At 59.4% G+C, this 20,670-nt stretch carries 22 protein-coding genes; 21 read left to right on the top strand and 1 reads right to left on the bottom strand.

The window, feature by feature from the left end; genetic code table 11:
- The first annotated feature begins 34 nt into the window (after positions 1 to 34).
- The 3 genes from FH061_RS01730 (at position 35) to FH061_RS01720 (ending at position 3,503) form a co-directional block, all read left to right on the top strand.
- Positions 35 to 1,243, top strand: coding sequence for an ABC transporter substrate-binding protein (locus FH061_RS01730; RefSeq protein ID WP_151632337.1), 1,209 nt, complete (start codon positions 35 to 37; stop codon positions 1,241 to 1,243).
- Between the two features lie 303 nt (positions 1,244 to 1,546).
- Entirely contained in the window at positions 1,547 to 2,431 is an 885-nt protein-coding gene (locus FH061_RS01725) for a branched-chain amino acid ABC transporter permease (RefSeq protein ID WP_151632335.1), read from the top strand.
- An 85-nt stretch (positions 2,432 to 2,516) separates the two neighbouring features.
- A complete protein-coding gene (locus FH061_RS01720; RefSeq protein ID WP_151632333.1) occupies positions 2,517 to 3,503 on the top strand; it encodes a branched-chain amino acid ABC transporter permease in 987 nt (328 codons plus the stop codon).
- A 58-nt stretch (positions 3,504 to 3,561) separates the two neighbouring features.
- Here the strand turns inward: FH061_RS01720 and FH061_RS01715 are convergent, their stop codons facing one another.
- Positions 3,562 to 4,737, bottom strand: coding sequence for an iron-containing alcohol dehydrogenase (locus tag FH061_RS01715; RefSeq protein ID WP_151632331.1), 1,176 nt, complete (start codon positions 4,735 to 4,737; stop codon positions 3,562 to 3,564).
- Between the two features lie 424 nt (positions 4,738 to 5,161).
- Between FH061_RS01715 and mnmG the strand changes: the two genes are divergently transcribed.
- From mnmG to FH061_RS01625, 18 genes are all read left to right on the top strand, one after another.
- On the top strand, positions 5,162 to 7,087 hold the full coding sequence (mnmG, locus tag FH061_RS01710; protein ID WP_151632329.1) for a tRNA uridine-5-carboxymethylaminomethyl(34) synthesis enzyme MnmG: 1,926 nt from the start codon (positions 5,162 to 5,164) through the stop codon (positions 7,085 to 7,087).
- A gap of 12 nt (positions 7,088 to 7,099) precedes the next feature.
- The gene (gene rsmG / locus FH061_RS01705; protein WP_151632327.1) at positions 7,100 to 7,753 is read left to right on the top strand and encodes a 16S rRNA (guanine(527)-N(7))-methyltransferase RsmG; all 654 of its coding nucleotides are present in this window, start codon (positions 7,100 to 7,102) and stop codon (positions 7,751 to 7,753) included.
- Complete coding sequence (gene leuE / locus FH061_RS01700; RefSeq protein ID WP_151632325.1) at positions 7,750 to 8,382, top strand: leucine efflux protein LeuE; 633 nt, start codon at positions 7,750 to 7,752, stop codon at positions 8,380 to 8,382. Before rsmG ends, leuE begins: the two co-directional genes overlap by 4 nt.
- Positions 8,383 to 8,388: 6 nt before the next feature.
- Positions 8,389 to 9,159, top strand: a complete 771-nt coding sequence (locus FH061_RS01695) for a ParA family protein (protein ID WP_151632323.1) — start codon at positions 8,389 to 8,391, stop codon at positions 9,157 to 9,159.
- 17 nt (positions 9,160 to 9,176) lie between these two features.
- Positions 9,177 to 10,073 (top strand): ParB/RepB/Spo0J family partition protein, encoded by an 897-nt coding sequence (locus FH061_RS01690; protein WP_151632321.1) that lies wholly within the window; start codon positions 9,177 to 9,179, stop codon positions 10,071 to 10,073.
- 37 nt (positions 10,074 to 10,110) lie between these two features.
- Positions 10,111 to 10,656 (top strand): RBBP9/YdeN family alpha/beta hydrolase, encoded by a 546-nt coding sequence (locus tag FH061_RS01685; RefSeq protein WP_225984439.1) that lies wholly within the window; start codon positions 10,111 to 10,113, stop codon positions 10,654 to 10,656.
- A gap of 397 nt (positions 10,657 to 11,053) precedes the next feature.
- Positions 11,054 to 11,392: an ATP synthase subunit I gene (locus FH061_RS01680; protein WP_151632317.1), complete on the top strand. Its 339-nt coding sequence runs from the start codon at positions 11,054 to 11,056 to the stop codon at positions 11,390 to 11,392.
- A 1-nt stretch (position 11,393) separates the two neighbouring features.
- Entirely contained in the window at positions 11,394 to 12,218 is an 825-nt protein-coding gene (gene atpB, locus FH061_RS01675) for a F0F1 ATP synthase subunit A (RefSeq protein WP_151632315.1), read from the top strand.
- Between the two features lie 102 nt (positions 12,219 to 12,320).
- A complete protein-coding gene (gene atpE, locus FH061_RS01670; RefSeq protein WP_151632313.1) occupies positions 12,321 to 12,566 on the top strand; it encodes a F0F1 ATP synthase subunit C in 246 nt (81 codons plus the stop codon).
- 95 nt (positions 12,567 to 12,661) lie between these two features.
- The gene (locus FH061_RS01665) at positions 12,662 to 13,132 is read left to right on the top strand and encodes a F0F1 ATP synthase subunit B (RefSeq protein ID WP_151632311.1); all 471 of its coding nucleotides are present in this window, start codon (positions 12,662 to 12,664) and stop codon (positions 13,130 to 13,132) included.
- A gap of 2 nt (positions 13,133 to 13,134) precedes the next feature.
- Positions 13,135 to 13,668, top strand: coding sequence for a F0F1 ATP synthase subunit delta (locus FH061_RS01660; protein WP_151632309.1), 534 nt, complete (start codon positions 13,135 to 13,137; stop codon positions 13,666 to 13,668).
- 59 nt (positions 13,669 to 13,727) lie between these two features.
- On the top strand, positions 13,728 to 15,263 hold the full coding sequence (atpA, locus tag FH061_RS01655) for a F0F1 ATP synthase subunit alpha (RefSeq protein WP_151632307.1): 1,536 nt from the start codon (positions 13,728 to 13,730) through the stop codon (positions 15,261 to 15,263).
- A gap of 35 nt (positions 15,264 to 15,298) precedes the next feature.
- Complete coding sequence (atpG, locus tag FH061_RS01650) at positions 15,299 to 16,168, top strand: F0F1 ATP synthase subunit gamma (protein WP_151632305.1); 870 nt, start codon at positions 15,299 to 15,301, stop codon at positions 16,166 to 16,168.
- Positions 16,169 to 16,227: 59 nt separating this feature from the next.
- Positions 16,228 to 17,628, top strand: coding sequence for a F0F1 ATP synthase subunit beta (gene atpD, locus FH061_RS01645; protein WP_151632303.1), 1,401 nt, complete (start codon positions 16,228 to 16,230; stop codon positions 17,626 to 17,628).
- A 167-nt stretch (positions 17,629 to 17,795) separates the two neighbouring features.
- Positions 17,796 to 18,218: a F0F1 ATP synthase subunit epsilon gene (locus FH061_RS01640; RefSeq protein WP_151632301.1), complete on the top strand. Its 423-nt coding sequence runs from the start codon at positions 17,796 to 17,798 to the stop codon at positions 18,216 to 18,218.
- Positions 18,219 to 18,550: 332 nt separating this feature from the next.
- Positions 18,551 to 19,357 (top strand): polyphosphate kinase 2 family protein, encoded by an 807-nt coding sequence (locus tag FH061_RS01635; RefSeq protein WP_151632299.1) that lies wholly within the window; start codon positions 18,551 to 18,553, stop codon positions 19,355 to 19,357.
- Position 19,358: 1 nt separating this feature from the next.
- Positions 19,359 to 20,144 (top strand): SGNH/GDSL hydrolase family protein, encoded by a 786-nt coding sequence (locus FH061_RS01630; RefSeq protein WP_151632297.1) that lies wholly within the window; start codon positions 19,359 to 19,361, stop codon positions 20,142 to 20,144.
- A 23-nt stretch (positions 20,145 to 20,167) separates the two neighbouring features.
- The gene (locus FH061_RS01625; RefSeq protein WP_192804858.1) at positions 20,168 to 20,665 is read left to right on the top strand and encodes a hypothetical protein; all 498 of its coding nucleotides are present in this window, start codon (positions 20,168 to 20,170) and stop codon (positions 20,663 to 20,665) included.
- The last annotated feature ends 5 nt before the right edge of the window (positions 20,666 to 20,670 follow it).

Genomic DNA, 20,670 nt, shown 5'->3' with positions numbered 1-20,670 from the left:
CACACAATGGCTATGTATAACCAAGGAGATAGAAATGAAGTTGAAAGCAATTGCAGTTGCCGTCGCATCAACCCTCTCGATGGCCGTGGCCGGCTCGGCGTCGGCCCAGATTTCCGGCGATGTGGTCAAGATCGGTTTCATCACCGATATTTCCGGTCTGTATTCGGATATCGACGGACAGGGCGGTGTGGAAGCCATCAAGATGGCGATCGCCGACTTCGGCGGCACGGTCAACGGCAAGAAGATCGAAGTGATCACCGCCGACCACCAGAACAAGGCCGACGTCGCCGCTTCCAAGGCCCGCGAATGGTTTGACCGCGAAGGCGTCGACATGCTGCTGGGCGGCACCAATTCCGGCACCAACCTGTCGATGGCGAAAGTCGCGGCGGAAAAGAAGAAGCCCTTCATTTCCATCGGCGCGGGCACCGCTCGCCTGACCAATGAGGAATGCACGCCGTACACCATCCATTACTCCTATGACACCGTCGCCCTGGCCAAGGGCACCGGTTCCGCGGTGGTGAAGCAGGGCGGCAAGAGCTGGTATTTCCTGACCGCCGACTATGCGTTCGGCGCCTCGCTGGAAAACGACACCACCAATGTGGTCAAGGCTTCCGGCGGCACGGTGGTCGGCGCGGTTCGCCATCCGCTGTCGGCATCGGACTTCTCGTCCTTCCTGCTGCAGGCGCAGTCGTCCAAGGCGCAGATCCTCGGCCTGGCCAATGCCGGCGGCGACACCATCAATGCGATCAAGGCAGCCAACGAGTTCGGTGTCACCAAGTCGATGAAGCTGGCAGGCCTCCTGATGTTCATCAACGACGTGCATTCGCTGACCCCGGCACTGACCCAGGGCATGTACCTGACCGACGCCTGGTACTGGGACCAGAACGACGAGACTCGCAAGTGGGCGCGCCGCTACTTCGAGAAAATGAAGAAGATGCCGTCCAGCCTGCAGGCGGCCGACTATTCGGCGACCATGCAGTACCTGAACGCGGTCAAGGCCATCGGCACAGACGATGCCGACAAGGTGATGGCGCACCTGAAGAGCGCCAAGATCAACGACATGTTCGCCAAGAACGGCGTGATCCGTCCGGACGGCCGCATGGTGCACGACATGTTCCTGATGCAGGTGAAGTCGCCTTCGGAATCGAAGTACCCGTGGGATTACTACAAGGTCGTTCAGACCATCCCGGGCGACCAGGCATTCACCACGAAGGCCGAGTCGAAGTGCGCATTGTGGAAGTAAGCCTGGCTTAGGCCGCAGGTCATAGGCCACTAGTGGCAGCCGGCCGGCAATGATGCCGGTCGGCTGCCGCGCCGGTCACTGGTTTGAGGAGTGACCGGGTTTCACGCCGCCCCGGCGGTGCTTGTTTTACTGGCAACACGTCTTGGCATCATGTTTCCCTTCCTATCGCAGGGAAGGGAGTAGGGAAGGGACATTCGACCGGCTCTGGGGCAGTTTCAGCCGGCGCGTCCATCTGCATCCCTGTTCCGGCCTTTCCGGCAGCACGGAAAAGCGTTCGCATTCAAGCAATTTCTCTTATCGTCTATGGAAATATTCGGCATCCCTCTACAGGCCATGCTCAGCCAGCTCCTGCTCGGCCTGGTCAACGGCTCCTTCTACGCAATGCTGTCGCTCGGCCTTGCGGTGATCTTCGGCCTGCTCAACGTCATCAACTTCGCCCACGGCGCGCTGTACATGGTGGGCGCCTTTCTCGCCTGGATGGGCCTGAACTACTTCCAGGTCAATTACTGGGTGATGCTGGTCGCCGCGCCGATCCTGGTCGGCCTGTTCGGCATCATCATCGAGAAGACGATGCTGCGCTGGCTCTACAAGCTGGACCACCTCTACGGGCTGCTGCTGACCTTCGGCATCACCCTCATGCTCGAAGGCCTGTTCCGCTCCTTCTATGGCGTCTCCGGGCAGCCGTATTCGGTCCCTGAGGCGCTGACGGGCGCGTTCAACCTCGGATTCATGATCCTCCCGAAATACCGCGCCTGGGTCGTTGTAGCGTCTCTGGTGGTGTGCTTCGCCACCTGGTTCGTGATCGAGAAGACCAAGCTCGGCGCCTACCTGCGCGCCGGCACCGAGAACCCGAAGCTGGTGGAAGCCTTCGGCATCAACGTGCCGCTGATGGTGACCCTGACCTACGGCTTCGGCGTGGCGCTGGCGGCATTCGCCGGCGTGCTGGCCGCGCCGGTGATCCAGGTGTCGCCGCTGATGGGTTCGAACCTGATCATCGTGGTGTTCGCCGTGGTGGTGATCGGCGGCATGGGTTCGATTCTCGGCTCCATCATCACCGGTCTGGGGCTGGGCATCATCGAAGGCCTGACGCGGGTGTTCTACCCCGAACTGTCGGCGACCGTGGTGTTCATCATCATGGCGATCGTGCTGATGATCCGTCCCGCCGGGCTGTTCGGCAAGGAGAAGTGAGCGCTCAATCGCTTGCATCGCTAGGTGCGCTGATGGCCGGGTGGTTGCCGTCGGCGTCTGAATCAAGGTTTGAATAGGTTCGATTATGAATAAGAAGCTTGGATACGCGGTCGCCATCGCGATCGCACTGGCAGCACCGTTCGTGGTGTACCCGGTATTTTTGATGAAGGTGCTGTGCTTTGCCCTGTTTGCCTGCGCGTTCAATCTGCTGATCGGCTTCACCGGCCTGCTGTCCTTCGGCCATGCGGCCTTCTTCGGCATGGCGGGCTACATCACCGGCCACGCGCTCAAGGTGATGGGCCTGCCGTTCGAACTGGGCATCCTGGCAGGCATCGCCGTGGCGGCGCTGATCGGCCTGATCATGGGCAGCCTGGCGATCCGGCGGCAGGGCATCTATTTCACGATGATCACGCTGGCGCTGGCGCAGATGCTGTATTTCGTCTGCCTGCAGGCCAAGTTCACCGGCGGCGAGGATGGCCTGCAGGGCGTGCCGCGCGGCCGCCTGCTGGGCACCGTCGATCTGGGCAGCGACATGACGATGTACTACGTGGTGCTGGCGATTTTCATCGTCGGTTTTGCGCTGATCGTCCGCACGGTGCATTCGCCGTTCGGCCAGGTGCTCAAGGCCATCAAGGAAAACGAGCCGCGTGCCATCTCGCTGGGTTACGACACCGACAGGTACAAGCTGCTGGCCTTTGTGCTGTCGGCTTCCCTGGCCGGTCTGGCGGGCGCTACTAAAACCGTAGTGCTCGGTTTCGAGACGCTGACCGACGTGCACTGGTCGATGTCTGGCCTGGTGGTGCTGATGACGCTGGTCGGCGGCCTTGGCACGCTGGTCGGTCCTATCGTCGGCGCGATCCTGATCATTGCGCTGGAAAACAAGCTGGGCGACTTCGGCAACTGGCTCGCCGCCCTGACCAGCATCGAATGGTTCCGCTCGATCGGCGAGTCGGTCACCATCGTCACCGGCTTCATCTTTATCGTCTGCGTGCTGGCCTTCCGCCGTGGCATCGTCGGCGAGATCGGCGCGTTGTTCAAGCGTGGTTCCTCTGCGCCGTCGTCTTCCCACTAAGTCCTGACTACGCCGGCAGCGTCCTGCTGCCGGCTTTCTTCCCCGCCTTACTACAGAATTACAGCGCTGCCGCGTAGATGGCGCGTGCATCCGTGCGCGTGACTTCACGTGGATTGTTGGTCAGCAGACGAGTCTGCAGCATGGCATCGTCCGCCATGCGGTCGAGATCGGCCTCGGCTACGCCCACTTGGCGCAGCTGGGTCTCGATGCCAGTGCGACGGGCGATCTCGTCCATCTGCCGGATCAGCGCTTCGGTCTTCGCCTCGGCGCTGCCGCTCGCTCCCGGCGAGACGATGTCAGCCAGTTCAGCGTACAGATCGGCTGCGGCAGGCGCATTGAAGCGCAGCACATGCGGCAACACCAGCGAATTCGACAGCCCGTGTGGCACGTGAAAAATGCCGCCAATCGGATAGGCGAGGGCATGGACCGCTGCGCAGGGCGCATTGGCGAACGACTGACCGGCGAGCATGGCGCCGAGCAGCATTGCCTGCCTTGCTGCCAGATTTCTTCCGTCCTCGCATGCGACGAGGATATTTCGCGAAAGCAATTCGAGCGCCTTCTGTGCCAGCATGTCGGACAAGGGGTTCTTCTTATGCTTCGTGGTATAGGCCTCGATCGCATGCACCATGGCGTCGATTCCCGTAGCGGCCGTTACCTTGGCCGGCAGCCCGAGCGTCAGTTCCGCGTCCAGGATGGCGAGGTCAGCGTACAGTTTCGGCGATACGACGCCCATTTTCGTCGTGGCACCGGTAGTGACAATGGAAATCGGCGTGACTTCGGACCCGGTGCCGGCTGTCGTGGGAATCTGGATCAGGGGCAGGCGGGATCCCTTTACATTGCCGATGCCATACATGGTTTTCAGCTCCTGGTCGCTTCCTGCCAGTACCGCGATCAGTTTGGCGACATCCATCGAGCTTCCACCGCCCAGGCCGATTACTAGGTCCGTCTCGTTTTGACGTGCCTCATGAACAGCGCTCAGCACAACGGCTTCCGGCGGATCGGCAACAACATCCGAGTAAATGCCAACGGCAAGTCCCGCGTTCTTCAAACTCGCGATAGGTGCGTCAACCAATCCGGTTTTCAGAAATCCATTATCAGTGACCAGCAATGCGCGTCGGGCATGAGGAAAGTGTTGCGTGACAAGATTACCCAGGCGTTGTGCGATTCCGGGTTCGGAGATGAGATTGGGGACGGTGCTGAAGGAGAAGGGCGAAAAACTGGCATTGGTATTCATGAAGTCTCCGGCTATGTTATTTAGGACAATTGAATCCTGTCTACTCACTCCACCTTTGCAGGCGGATGACAGACTCCATCATAGCGCCGTATGAAACTTGCCGCACTCCGAACAGAGGTGTTTCACGTGAAACATTCTGACTGCTTCGCACTTGGGAGCAATAGCTGTACTCCATTCCTGCAAACGCACCGAAGTCATGTTACGCAGCTTAAAAGGTTCACATGTACAACTCTGAGGTGCGGGTCCGCTTGGCGGCATAAACAGGAATTCACCCGGTTCATACGCTGTCAAGCACAACAGCTTTCCGCATGTTTCACGTGAAACAAAAACGACAGGCAATGCGGAGGGCGATGAAAAACGCTTATAATCTCGCCTCTACCTGCTTCACCTTTCCATTCTTTTTTCTGTTTCATACAGGCATACCATGTTCTTTCCTTCCGAATTTGATGTCATCGTCGTTGGCGGTGGTCACGCTGGAACTGAAGCGGCGCTTGCTTCCGCACGCATGGGCCAAAAGACCTTGCTTCTGACTCATAACATCGAAACGCTGGGGCAGATGTCATGCAATCCATCCATCGGCGGCATTGGAAAGGGGCACTTGGTAAAGGAAGTGGACGCAATGGGCGGCGCGATGGCGATCGCCACCGACGAGGCAGGCATACAGTTCCGTATTCTCAATTCATCGAAAGGCCCGGCGGTGCGCGCCACGCGCGCTCAGGCGGATCGTATCCTCTACAAGCAGGCTATCCGCAGCCGTCTGGAAAACCAGCCGAATCTTTGGCTGTTCCAGCAAGCCGTGGATGATTTGATGGTCGAAGGCGATCGCGTTGTTGGTGCCGTCACCCAGGTCGGCATCAAGTTCCGCAGCCGTGCTATCGTGCTGACAGCGGGAACCTTCCTTGACGGAAAGATCCACGTCGGACTGAATAACTATGCTGCAGGACGGGCAGGGGATCCGCCCGCAGTATCCCTTTCCGCACGTCTCAAAGAACTCAAGCTGCCGCAAGGCAGATTGAAAACCGGCACGCCGCCACGCATTGACGGCCGCAGCATCGACTTCTCGGTCATGGAAGAGCAGCCTGGCGATCTGGACCCGATCCCGGTGTTCTCGGTGATGGGCTCGGTTGCCATGCATCCCAAGCAGCTGCCGTGCTGGATCACGCATACCAATGAGCGCACGCACGACATCATCCGCAGCGGATTGGATCGCAGCCCGATGTACACGGGTGTCATTGAAGGCGTGGGACCGCGCTACTGTCCGTCGATCGAGGACAAGATCCATCGTTTCGCGGACAAATCGGCGCACCAGATTTTCCTGGAGCCGGAAGGGCTGACCACCAATGAGTTTTATCCCAACGGTATCTCGACCAGTCTGCCGTTCGATGTGCAACTCAATCTCGTACATTCCATGCGCGGACTTGAGAACGCCCATATTCTTCGTCCAGGCTATGCAATCGAGTACGACTACTTCGATCCACGCGGCTTGAAGGCATCGCTGGAAACCAAGGCGATCCAGGGCTTGTTCTTTGCCGGCCAGATCAATGGCACGACGGGCTATGAAGAGGCCGCCGCGCAAGGCATGCTGGCCGGACTCAATGCGGCGCTGCAGACGCAAGGCCGTGAAGCCTGGACGCCGCGCCGCGATGAGGCTTATCTTGGCGTGTTGGTCGACGACCTGATTACCAAGGGTGTGCAGGAACCGTACCGCATGTTCACCAGCCGCGCCGAATATCGCCTCAGCCTGCGGGAAGACAATGCCGACATGCGGCTGACGGAAATTGGCCGCGAACTGGGTTGCGTGAGCGATGCGCAGTGGGAAATGTTCGAGAAGAAACGTGAAGCCGTTGCACGTGAAATGGAAAGGCTCAAATCGACCTGGGTCAATCCCCGTATCATTCCTGCTGCAGAAGCAGAACGCGTTCTGGGAAAAGCCATTGAACGCGAGTATGCACTCACTGATCTGCTGCGTCGGCCGAATGTCACCTATGAAACGCTGATGACGCTGAAGGGGGCGGAAGGCCAGGAACTGGCTGGCCCGGGCGTGGCCGACGAGGCAGTGCGGGAACAGGTCGAAATCCAGGTCAAGTACGCAGGTTACATCGACCGCCAGGCACGCGAAGTCGAACGTCATGATCATTATGAAAACCTTCGCCTGCCCGCCGAGCTCGATTACATGGAAGTCCGCGGCCTGTCGATGGAAGTGCGGCAAAAGCTGAACAAGCATCGTCCCGAAACACTTGGTCAGGCGTCCCGCATTTCCGGCGTAACGCCGGCGGCGATTTCCCTGCTGCTGGTGCATTTGAAAAAAGGCGGCTTCAAGGAATTCGCCACCACTCCCGCAGCGGCTTGAGGAAACAGTCCAATGACCGGTTTCCCTCGGGCTGAAATGACAGCCGTGCTTGCCGACGGCGTGCGCGCATTGCAACTCGATCTGGGCGAACCCCAGATCGGCCAGCTCATGGATTACCTGGGCTTGTTGTCAAAGTGGAATGCGGTGTACAACCTGACTGCCGTACGCAATCCGGCGCAGATGGTGGTCCAGCATCTGCTGGATTCGCTTGCCGTGGTACCCGCATTTGCCGGTGCCGCCAACATCCTCGATGTCGGAGCAGGAGGCGGCCTGCCGGGCATGGTGCTCGCCATCGCCAGGCCCGACATGAAGGTATCGATGATCGACACGGTCCACAAGAAGACCGCCTTCCTGACCCAGGCCAAGGCGGAGCTCGGCCTGGCCAACGTTACCGTCCATACCGCGCGCGTGGAACAGCTGCAGGTGCAGCAGCCATTCGATGTCATTACGTCGCGCGCATTCGCGGAACTCAAGGATTTCATCACCTGGTCGCAACACCTGCTGCAGAAGGGCGGGCGCTTCATTGCGCTCAAGGGCGTCATGCCGCAGGAGGAAATCGCCCGATTGCCCGCCGGCTGGAAAGTGACGCAGGTGCAGCCGCTCAAGGTGCCGAGCCTGGATGCGGAACGCCATCTCGTATTCATCGAAAGGGAAGGGGAGTCATGACCGAAGCATTTCATGCGCTGGGCATCACCGATGTCTGGCAGATGATCATCGCCACCATGGTGTTCCTCATGCTGCCCGGACCTGGCACGTTCTGCGTACTGACCAGCACCGGCAGGCATGGCATTCGCGGCGGTTATGCCTCCCTGGTCGGACTGATGGCGGGCGATGCGCTGCTGATGCTCATGGCGGCGCTGGGCGTCGCGGCACTGCTTCAGGCAAATCCCCTGCTGTTCAAGGGCCTGCAATATGTTGGCGCCGCCTATCTCGCATGGCTGGGCTACAAATTACTGACGGCGGGCAAGGACAGCAACGGGGCTCCCGTGCCATTCTCGAATGCCGCCGACTTCCGTCGCGGCTTCCTGGTGACCATCATCAATCCCAAGGCAATCGTGTTCTACATGGCATTCTTTCCGCTGTTCATCGACCCAGCGACACATCAGGGAAGCGCCACCTTTCTCGCGATGGGTGCGGTCATTTCCTGCTGCACGCTGTTCTATGGCAGCCTGCTTGTCCTTGTCGGCAACGCTGCGGCAACACGCCTGGGCCGGAACCAGCGCGTCGCACGCTTCGCATCGAAGGCAGCAGGCATGTTCCTGATCGGCTTCGGCATCAAACTCACCACCAACTAAGAACACATGGCCAAAATATTCTGCGTCGCCAACCAGAAAGGCGGCGTCGGCAAAACAACAACCGCCGTCAATCTCGCAGCCGGACTGGCCCAGCACAACCAGCGCGTGCTGCTGATCGATCTCGACCCCCAGGGTAATGCCACCATGGGAGCGGGCGTCAACAAGTCCGATCTCGAGTCTTCGGTCTACCAGGTGCTGCTGGGGATGAGCGATGTGAAAACGGCGCGCAAGACATCCGAAACCGGCAAGTTCGATATCCTGCCCGCCAACCGGGAGCTGGCGGGCGCCGAGGTTGAAATGGTGGAACTCGACAACCGGGAGAAGCGCCTCAAGCTTGCACTCGCCGAAGTCGAGAGTGAATACGACTTCATGCTGATCGATTGCCCACCCGCATTGTCGATGCTGACGCTCAACGGCTTGTGCGCGGCGCACGGCGTCATCATCCCGATGCAGTGCGAATACTATGCGCTCGAAGGATTGTCGGACCTCGTCAACACCATCAAGAAGGTGCATGCGAAGCTCAACACCGACCTCAAGATCATCGGCCTGCTGCGCGTCATGTTCGATCCGCGCATGACCTTGTCGCAGCAGGTATCGGCCCAGCTCGAGCAGCATTTCGGCGACAAAGTATTCAAGAGCATCATTCCGCGCAATGTCCGGCTGGCCGAAGCGCCATCCTATGGCATGCCGGGCGTCGTGTTCGATCCATCTTCCAAGGGTGCGCAGGCCTATCTCGCCTTCGGCGCCGAAATGGTCGAGCGCATTCACACACTGTAGGCACTGTAAGGCTGATCATGGCTATCAAGAAATCCAAGGGACTCGGACGCGGACTCGATGCATTGCTGGGCGGCTCTTCCGACGTCGCCGAGGCGGTGCCGAACGTGCCCGGCGCGCCATCGGCCCTGAACGTTGCGCAGATGCAGGCCGGCAAGTACCAGCCGCGCACGCGCATGGACGAGGGCGCCCTGAACGAACTGGCCGCCTCCATCAAGGCCCAGGGACTGATGCAGCCGATTCTGGTGCGGCCGGTCAGCAGCGGCTCCGACCGGTATGAAATCATTGCCGGCGAACGCCGCTACCGTGCCGCCCAGATCGCCGGCCTGACCGAAGTGCCAGTGCTGGTCAAGGATATCGACGACCAGGCGGCCGCCGCGATGGCGCTGATCGAAAACATCCAGCGCGAAGACCTCAATCCGCTGGAAGAGGCGCAGGGCATTCATCGCCTGATTTCGGATTTCGACTTCACCCATGAGCAGGCCGCCAACGCGGTCGGACGCTCGCGCAGCGCCGTCTCCAACCTGCTGCGGCTGATGAACCTGGCCAAGCCGGTGCAAACCATGCTGATGGCCGGCGACATCGACATGGGCCATGCGCGGGCCTTGCTTGCAGTCGATTCGGCGACGCAGATCACGCTGGCCAACCAGATCGTCGCCAAGCGCATGTCGGTGCGCGAAGCCGAGAAACTGGTGGTTCGCGCCAGCACCGAGCAGGCCGCCACCAAGCAGAAAACCGGCAAGGAAAAGTCGCGCGATATCGCCAGGCTGGAGGAAGAACTGTCCGACACGCTCGCCACCCAGGTGTCGATCAAGCTTGGGGCCAGGAACAAGGGTCAGCTGATCATCGATTTTGCCAACCTCGACGCGCTGGACGACCTGATCGCCAAGATCCGCGTTGAAAAGCAGCCGGCCTGATGCCAGTACCAGTGGATCGCTTTTCCGCATGATGACCATGACGACTACTGTATTCATCCTGCCCGGCCTTTTCAATTCCGGCGAAGGGCACTGGCAAACCCTGTGGGAGAACAGCCTGCCGAACGCCCGGCGCATCGTGCAGGCGGACTGGAACGCACCCGACCGGGCGGATTGGGTCGCGACGCTCGACGCTGCCATTGCTGCGTCAGAGGGACCCGTGGTGCTGGCGGCTCACAGCCTTGGCTGCGCGTTGACCGCATGGTGGGCAAGCGAACCGGGTCATGCCCAGCATGCGCTCAAGGTACGCGGCGCCTTGCTGGTGGCGCCTCCCGATGTGGAGCGGGAGGATTTTCCTGCATTCGTCACCGGCTTTTCGCCCATGCCGCGTGCAAGATTGCCTTTCCCCACCCTGGTGGTTGCCTCGTCCGACGATCCATGGTGCGCACTGCCGCGTGCGCGGGCCTGGGCAGACGCTTGGGACGCACGGTTTCACGAAATCGGCGCCCGCGGCCATATCAATGGCGACAGCGGCCTGGGTAACTGGGAGCAGGGAAGGCAATGGCTTGCCGACATGATGCGGTGAAAGCCGAAACCACGTTTCCTGTTCGCAAACCTGGCGCTCCCTGCGCTTCCGGCTCGCGAGCCGTTGCGATCAGCTTATTACCTCCGCAGTCATCGGCATCACCAGCATCGACGCTTAAGATGGTGGCGATGAAAGAAGATTGAACGGCGGACCGGCCTTACCGGCGAGCTACGATCACAGGTTGCACATCTGGCAGGGACCGCGAATTTCAGCCGCCATACCGTAGTTTTACTGTAGCGAGAACCATGATTGAGAGCGGGCAATTGTTTGACGCTGGCTGCGGAAAACACTTATAATCCCGTGGTTTTACGAAACGCACCACCTTGAAACACCGCGGCCCGTAGCCGGTATCGGAAGCGTATTTTCCGGACCGACGGATTGCACGACTTGGACTCTCATGCTGCATCTCGTCGTCTTGCAATTAACAACTACGGTCATTGCCGGACTGATTGCCGGCTTGCTTGGCGGAGTGCATGCGCTGGTGTCGGCGCTTCTGGGTGGACTGTGCTGTGTGGTGCCAAACGGCTTGTTCGCTTTGCGGCTGTTCATCAGTGCACGCAAGCCTGGCGCTGTCAATCCGATGACGTTTTTCATCGGCGAATTTATCAAGATTGCATTGACTCTCGCATCATTGGGTGCGGTGGTCTGGCTGTACCGCGATTTGAACTGGCTGGCGCTGATCGCCGCCTTCATCGTGGCGCTGAAAAGTTACATCATCTTATTATTTAGGCACTGACATGGCATCTACTACTGAAGCGGCATCACACGCGCCAACGGCGTCAGAATACATCGTTCACCACCTCGGTCATCTCCAAAGCCACCATCAGGAAAAGATGGTCGATTTCTCGATCATCAATCTGGACACCGTTTTCTGGTCCATCTTTGCCGGTGTCGTCGGCTGCTTCCTGATGTGGCGTGCCGCCCGCAAGGCGACTTCCGGCGTGCCGGGCCGTTTCCAGGCCGCGGTCGAGATGCTGGTGGAACTGGTTGAAGACCAGTCCAAGTCCATCGTCCACGGCAACCGTTCCTTCATCGCTCCGCTGGCCCTGACGGTTTTCGTCTGGGTTGCGCTGATGAACTCCCTCGACTTCCTGCCGGTCGACCTGTTCGCAGGCATCTTCCGCCTGATGGGCATCGATATCCACCACCGCGTCGTTCCCACAGCCGACCTCAACGGTTCGCTCGGCATGGCGCTCGGCGTGCTGGCCCTGGTTCTGTACTACAACGTCAAGATCAAGGGCATCGGCGGTTGGATCCACGAACTGTTCGCCGCACCTTTCGGCATCTGGCTCGCACCGTTCAACCTGCTGCTCAATTTCATCGAGTACATCGCCCGTACCGTTTCCCTCGGCATGCGACTCTGGGGCAACATGTATGCAGGCGAACTCGTGTTCCTGCTGATCGCGCTGCTGGGCTCCACCGCCACCATCTTCGGCTTCTTCGGCCATATCGTGGCCGGTTCGATCTGGGCGATTTTCCACATCCTGATCGTGTTCCTGCAGGCATTCATTTTCATGATGCTGACCCTGATCTACATCGGTCAGGCACATGAAGGCCACTGATCCGGCCACGTAAAGAATCGAAAGATAGGCAGTACGTAAAGAAGTACGTTTTTGGGTATTTTGGTTTTAACTTTTCAACTTTAACTTTTTGAAGGAATTCAAATGACTGATATCTCTTTTGTTGCTCTGGCTTGCGGTCTGATCATCGGCCTCGGTGCTATCGGTGCTTGTATCGGTATCGCGATCATGGGCGGCAAATATCTGGAAGCATCCGCACGTCAGCCTGAACTGATGAACACCCTGCAAGCCAAGATGTTCGTTCTCGCTGGTCTGATCGACGCTGCGTTCCTGATCGGTGTTGGTATCGCGATGCTGTTTGCTTTCGCGAACCCGTTCGTCGCGGGCTAATCCGGCGCACAGGGTGTCATCCCCGACACCCGCCGATTTCCAGTCGCCGGACCTGAACCAGGTTCGGCTCTCGTTATTCTGAGAAGGAAAACACCGTGAACTTAAATGCAACCCTGATTGCACAGTTCGTGGTCTTCTTCATCCTCGCGATCTTCACGATGAAATTCGTGTGGCCGCCGCTGATGAAAGCGCTCGACGAGCGCGCCGAGAAGATTGCGAACGGTCTGGCTGCCGCAGACCGGGGCAAGGCAGAAATGGCCGCCGCCGAGAAGCGCGCGCAAGCCGAACTGGCTACCGCACGCGACGAAGGCCAGAAGCGCATCAACGACGCTGAAAAGCGTGCGCAGGCAATTATCGAAGACGCCAAGAAGACCGCATCCGACGAAGCAGCGCGCATTCTCGCCGCCGCCAAGGCAGATGCAGAACAGCAAGTCACACGCGCACGCGAAGAACTGCGCGCTCAGGTTGCTGCGCTCGCAGTTGCCGGCGCCGAGCAGATCCTCAAGCGTGAGGTAAATGCAACGGCTCATGCCGACCTGCTGAACCAACTCAAGACTGAACTGTAATCATGGCCGAACTCGCAACCATTGCTCGCCCATACGCAGAAGCACTGTTTCGTGTTGCCAAATCCGGCAACCTCGCCGCCTGGTCCGATGTCGTGTCGGAAATGGCAGCGGTTGCCGCTCTTCCCGACGTCAAGACTTTTGCCGCGAATCCGAAACTTACGGATACGCAGATCGTCGATACTTTCCTGTCCCTGCTGAAAACGAATGTCAGCCCCGAAGCCAAGAACTTCGTGGCGATGCTCGTCGAAAACGGGCGCCTGACACTGTTGCCCGAAATCGGGACGCAGTTTCATGCACTGAGGAATGCATCCGAAGGCGCGGCAGACGCAGAAATTACAAGCGCATTCGAACTGACCGATGCGCAAGTCAATGATCTCGTCGCGACGCTGGAGAAGAAATTTGGCCGCAAGCTCAATCCGTCCGTCAAAGTGGACAATTCGCTGATCGGCGGCGTACGCGTGGCAGTTGGCGACGAAGTGCTCGACACTTCGGTACGTGCCAAGCTGCAAAAGATGTACGTAGCCCTCGCGTCGTGATTGGCTGCTTCTGATCCCTGGCACAAGGCCAGGCAGAGTGAAAAATATTAGGAGTTAACATGCAACTCAACCCGTCTGAAATCAGCGAACTGATCAAGAGCCGGATCCAAGGCCTTGGCGATTCCGCTGAGATTCGCAACCAGGGCACGGTCATTTCCGTGACCGACGGTATCTGCCGCATCCACGGTCTTTCCGATGCGATGCAAGGCGAGATGCTGGAATTCCCGGGTAACACATTCGGCCTCGCGCTGAACCTCGAGCGCGACTCCGTCGGCGCCGTTATTCTGGGTGAATACGAGCACATTTCCGAAGGCGACACCGTCAAGTGCACGGGCCGCATCCTGGAAGTGCCGATCGGCCCCGAACTGCGCGGCCGCGTCGTCAACGCACTGGGTCAGCCGATCGACGGCAAGGGCCCGATCAACACCAAGCTGACCGCCCCGATCGAAAAGATCGCTCCGGGCGTTATCGCACGTCAGTCCGTCTCCCAGCCGATGCAAACCGGCCTCAAGGCGATCGACGCGATGGTGCCGATCGGCCGCGGCCAGCGCGAACTGATCATCGGCGACCGTCAAACCGGTAAGTCCGCCGTTGCGGTTGATACCATCATCAACCAAAAAGGCCAGGACATGACATGTATCTATGTCGCGATCGGCCAGAAGGCATCGACCATCAAGAACATCGTGCGCGCGCTGGAACAGAATGGCGCCCTCGAGTACACCATCGTGGTTGCCGCTTCCGCTTCCGAATCCGCCGCGATGCAGTACGTGTCTGCCTACTCCGGCTGCGCGATGGGCGAATACTTCCGCGATCGCGGCGAAGACGCGCTGATCATTTATGACGATCTGTCCAAGCAGGCCGTCGCTTACCGTCAGGTGTCGCTGCTGCTGCGCCGCCCGCCGGGCCGCGAAGCTTATCCTGGCGACGTGTTCTATCTCCACTCCCGTCTGCTCGAGCGTGCCGCTCGCGTGAACCCCGACTATGTCGAAGCCTTCACCAACGGTGAAGTCAAGGGCAAGACCGGTTCGCTGACCGCGCTGCCGATCATTGAAACACAGGCCGGCGACGTTTCCGCGTTCGTTCCGACCAACGTGATTTCGATTACCGACGGCCAGATCTTCCTGGAGACTTCGCTCTTCAACGCAGGTATCCGTCCCGCGATCAACGCGGGTATCTCGGTGTCTCGCGTCGGTGGCGCAGCCCAGACCAAGGTCATCAAGGGCCTGTCCGGCGGTATCCGTACCGACTTGGCGCAGTACCGTGAACTGGCGGCGTTTGCGCAGTTTGCTTCCGACCTCGACGAAGCCACCCGCAAGCAGCTCGACCGCGGCGCACGCGTGACTGAACTGCTGAAGCAGCCGCAGTATTCGCCGCTGCCGATCTCGTTGATGGCCGTGTCGCTGTTCGCAGTGAACAAGGGCTACTTCGATGACATCGAAGTGAAGCGCGTGCTGGCATTCGAATCCGGCCTGCACAACTTCATGAAGACCAGCCACGGCGCCCTGCTGCAGAAGATTGAAGATTCCAAGGCACTCGACAAGGACGGCGAAGCAACGCTGGCCGCCGCGATCGCCGACTTCAAGAAAACATTCTGAGCCACTGGAGCTTAAGGCTAAAGGAGTAAGACCTCATGGCTGCAGGTAAAGAGATACGCGGCAAGATCAAGAGCGTAGAGAATACGAAGAAAATCACCAAGGCGATGGAAATGGTCGCCGCATCCAAAATGCGCAAGGCGCAGGACCGGATGCGTTCGGCACGTCCCTACAGTGACAAGATTCGTAATATCGCCGCTCACTTGTCGCAGGCCAATCCCGAGTACACGCATCCGTTCCTGGTCAAGCAGGACGCAGCAAAAACGGTAGGCATCATCGTCGTCACGACCGACAAGGGTCTGTGCGGCGGCATGAACACCAACGTGCTGCGTCAGGTGACCAACAAGGTGCGTGAGCTCGAAGGCCAAGGCAAAAAAGTTGAAGCAGTCGCCATCGGCAACAAGGGTTTCGGCTTCCTCGGACGTATCGGCGCCAAGGTCGTGTCGCATGCCATCCAGCTCGGCGACACGCCGCATCTGGAAAAGCTGATCGGCCCGGTCAAGGTTCTGCTGGACGCCTATCAGGAAGGCAAGCTCGACGCGGTCTACCTTTGCTACACCAAGTTCATCAACACGATGCGCCAGGAACCGATGATGGATCAGTTGCTGCCATTGTCGGCCGAGCGGATGGAAGCGGACAAGTCGTCCCATGCATGGGACTACATCTACGAACCGGACGCACAGACCGTCATCGATGAACTGCTGGTGCGCTATGTCGAAGCGCTGATCTACCAGGCTGTCGCGGAAAACATGGCGTCCGAGCAATCGGCGCGCATGGTCGCGATGAAGGCCGCTTCGGACAACGCAGGTAACGTGATCGGCGAACTGAAACTGGTCTACAACAAGACCCGCCAGGCCGCGATTACCAAGGAATTGTCCGAGATCGTTGCCGGCGCGGCAGCGGTGTAACCAGCGTCAGGCGACTGCTCGTAAAGAATCTTAAAACTTAAAATATTGAAGGAACGAAAATGGCTGAAGGCAAAATCGTTCAGTGTATCGGCGCCGTGGTTGACGTGGAATTTCCGCGCAACGCCATGCCCAGGGTGTACGACGCCCTGAAAATGGCTGGCTCCGAGCTGACACTCGAAGTGCAGCAGCAGCTTGGCGACGGCATCGTCCGTACCATTGCTCTGGGCTCTTCCGACGGTCTGCGTCGCGGCATGACCATCCAGAACACCGGCGCACCGATCATGGTACCGGTCGGTCCCGCAACACTGGGCCGCATCATGGACGTGCTGGGCAACCCGATCGACGAGCGCGGTCCGGTCAACGCAGCAACGACCGCATCGATCCACCGCAAGGCACCTGCCTACGACGAACTGTCGCCGTCGCAGGAACTGCTCGAAACCGGCATCAAGGTGATCGACCTGGTCTGCCCGTTCGCAAAGGGCGGTAAGGTTGGTCTGTTCGGCGGTGCGGGTGTGGGCAAGACCGTGAACATGATGGAACTCATCAACAACATCGCGAAGGCGCACTCGGGTCTGTCCGTGTTCGCCGGTGTGGGTGAGCGTACTCGTGAAGGTAACGACTTCTATCACGAAATGGCCGATTCCAAGGTCGTGGACCTGGACAACCTCGCCAACTCCAAGGTGGCGATGGTGTACGGCCAGATGAACGAGCCGCCGGGCAACCGTCTGCGCGTGGCGCTGACAGGTCTGACCATTGCGGAATCCTTCCGTGACGAAGGCCGTGACGTTCTGTTCTTCGTCGACAACATCTACCGCTACACGCTGGCCGGTACCGAAGTGTCCGCGCTGCTGGGCCGTATGCCTTCCGCGGTGGGTTACCAGCCGACGCTGGCCGAAGAAATGGGCCGTCTGCAGGAGCGCATCACCTCCACCAAGACCGGTTCGATTACTTCCATCCAGGCCGTGTACGTCCCTGCGGATGACTTGACCGACCCGTCCCCGGCAACCACCTTTGCTCACCTCGACTCCACCGTCGTTCTGAGCCGTGACATTGCTGCGCTGGGTATCTACCCCGCGGTTGACCCGCTCGATTCCACGTCGCGCCAGCTGGACCCGAACGTCGTCGGTCAGGAACACTACGAGACCGCACGCGCCGTTCAGGGCACCCTGCAGCGCTACAAGGAACTGCGCGACATCATCGCGATTCTCGGCATGGACGAACTGGCACCGGAAGACAAGCTGGTCGTGGCACGCGCACGTAAGATGCAGCGTTTCCTGTCCCAGCCGTTCCACGTCGCTGAAGTGTTTACCGGCTCCCCGGGCAAGTACGTTTCGCTGAAAGACACGATCAAGGGCTTCAAGATGATCGCTTCCGGCGAACTCGATCACCTGCCGGAACAGGCGTTCTACATGGTCGGCACGATCGAAGAAGCTATCGAGAAAGCCAAGAAGATCCAGTAATGCGGTTTGGCTTCCTCCCTCCGCAGGGAAGGGTGGCGGGATGGCAACGAATTTCCCACAGGATTCGAAGCCTCCCATCCGGACTCCCTCGAAGGGAGAAGCAAATCAGTTACCCGATGGGCAGCATGCCCATCGTGGATCTTAGAACGCACACTTAAGGCTCCGACATGGCAAACACTATTCACGTAGACGTCGTCTCCGCCGAAGAGGAAATCTTCTCTGGCGAAGCCGAATTCGTCGCGTTGCCGGGTGAGGCGGGCGAGTTGGGCATTTATCCCCAGCATACGCCGCTGATCACGCGCATTCGTCCGGGTGCGGTACGCATCAAGGTGCCGGGCCAGAGCGAAGATGAATTTGTCTTCGTCGCTGGCGGCATTCTTGAAGTGCAGCCCACTGGCGTTACCGTGCTGGCTGATACAGCCATCCGCGGTCACGATCTTGACGAAGCCAAGGCGGCAGAAGCGAAGAAATTGGCGGAAGAAGCATTGTCGAACAAGGACTCCTCGATCGACTATGCAAAGGCCCAGGCTGAACTGGCTGCGGCCGTCGCGCAGCTGGCTGCGATCCAGAAACTGCGCCAGAAGCGGTAATGCAGGCAGGCGGCAAGCGACGCACAGGCAACAAAAACACGCAACAATCAAAAAGGCAGCTTTGGCTGCCTTTTTGTTTTTCCAGGAGTTTTTCCACGCAGATCATGCATGCCGGAGTTGCGCCGGTCGGAAAGCGGCATGATGACGTGCCACGCGATGGAGCGGTCGTACGCCACGCGAAGCCGCTATCCGGCATTCAAGGTATGCCTGCGCTCAATTCCGGGAACCCTGAGCGCATGCTAGGCTCGACCTGATGATGCCGCCATGGCACAGCAGGATGCATGCAAATACCTGCAAGCATCTGCCGGGCATACATCAGAACAGGAGAAACAATGGCAAAACCGGATGATCTGCGCGTAGGAAAGAATTTTGCGGTCGTCGACAAGACTGCCGGCGAAAAGCCGTTCAGTACCGGCGACAAGGCCAAGGACAAGGAACGGGTCGAGCAGATGGCGCAGCGCATCGCCGAACTGCAGAATGTCCTGTATGCGGAACGGCGACGCAAGCTCCTGGTGATCCTGCAAGGCATGGACACTTCGGGAAAGGACGGCACGGTCAGGGGAGTGTTCGGCCGCATCGATCCGCTGGGGATACGCACTGTCGCCTTCAAGGCGCCCACCGCTGTCGAGAAGGAGCACGATTATCTTTGGCGCGTCCATCAGCAGGTGCCGGGGCAGGGCGAACTCGTGATCTTCAACCGCAGCCACTATGAGGATGTGCTGGTGACGCGCGTGCATGGATGGATAGACGAAAAGGAATGCCGGCGCCGCTATGCCCACATCCGCGACTTCGAGAGAATGCTGGCGGAGACCGGCACCACGATCCTGAAATTTTTCCTGCATATCTCCAGGGATGAGCAGAAGGACAGGCTGCAGGCAAGAATAGACAATCCCGAAAAGCACTGGAAATTCGATACCCAGGATATCGAAGAGCGCAAATTCTGGAGCGATTACCAGCAGGCGTATGAGCAGGCGATACGTGAAACCGACGCCGGACATGCGCCCTGGTACAGTATTCCTGCGGATTCCAAGACGCATCGCAACCTTGCCATCGCCAGCATCGTGCAACAGGCGATGGAAGCCATGCAGCTGGGTTATCCGCCGCCGAAGCCGGAACTCGCCAAGATCAGGATCGAATAGCATGCGTCGCTTTCTGCCGGAGCTTGTCGCGCTGGCGATGCTGCCTTGCCTGATCGTTCAGGGCCGCCGCACCCGGCGCATCGCATTGCGCCTGCCGGAGGCCGGAGGGCCGGCGGAGGGACTTGCCGGTGCCGACTTCGGCGGTGCTGCCGTGTCGATACTGTCGCTCGGTGAATCGACCGTGGCCGGCGTTGGCGTAAGCCGTCATGAGGAAGCCATCGGCGGCCGGCTTGCCGCCTCGCTTGCCAGGGAGTTGCGGCGGCCGGTGAGCTGGCGCGCTTGCGGCAGGAACGGTGCGACGGTCTCGGATGCGCTGGATCAGCTGGTACCCTGCATTCCGGAACGGCATGTCGATCTCGTGCTGCTGGCCTTCGGCGTCAATGACACCACCGCATTCCGCTCGGTGAGCCGCTGGAAAAGGGACATGTCCGCCCTGCTGGCCGAAGTGGCCCGGCGCTGCTCCCCGCACTGCATTCTGCTTTCCGGCGTGCCGCCGATGTCGGCATTGCCGGTGCTGCCGCAGCCCCTGCGCTATGTCATGGGCCTGAAAGCCCGCAGCCTGGACGCCGCGTTGCGCCGCCTCGCCGCAGCCAGCGACACCATCCTCCACGTGCCGCTCGCGCTGGACATGCATGATCCCGCCTTGCTGGCATGCGACGGCTACCATCCTTCCGCCGCCGGCTACCGCGCCTGGGCCGACCTGCTAGCGGCAGCGGGCATTGCACGCCTGTTGCCGCCGAAAGTCCCGCTTCACATGCCGCCGAACCCGAAAATGCCGGTACGATAAGCATTATTGCGTTCGAGAATGTCATGAACTTCCTGATCAACCCAGATTTCTGGGAGACGGCCAGCTTCGTCGTCACGGTATTCGGTCTGCCCTTCGCCATTTTTCTGTTCCTCTACGAGCAGCGCAAGGAACGCGATGCCGAAGACGAGGAGGCCTACCAGCTGCTGCAGAATGCCTATAGCGATTTCCTGAAAATCGTGCTCGACAATCCCGACCTGCAACTGCGCACAACGGCAAAGAGCAGCAATCTGAGCGACGAACAGCGCGAGCGCATGCTCATCATTTTCGAAATGCTGATCGCCTTGTTCGAACGCGCCTACATCGTTTCCTATGAAGAGGACCTGAGCGGTGTCGCCTTGCGGCGCTGGAATTCATGGGACGACTACATGCGGGAATGGTGCCGGCGCGAGGATTTTTACTATCTCCTGCCCCAGCTCCTGCGTGGAGAAGACCCCGACTTCGCCACCTACATTCGCCGTATCGCCGACGAGGAACAGCAGGGGATTTTGATTCCAAGATGACAATA

Source organism: Noviherbaspirillum aerium (assembly GCF_008929045.1).
Taxonomy (GTDB): Bacteria; Pseudomonadota; Gammaproteobacteria; order Burkholderiales; family Burkholderiaceae_D; genus Noviherbaspirillum; species Noviherbaspirillum aerium.
The sequence above is the reverse complement of the archived record's forward strand: the minus strand, read 5'-3'. Positions and strand labels throughout refer to the sequence as shown.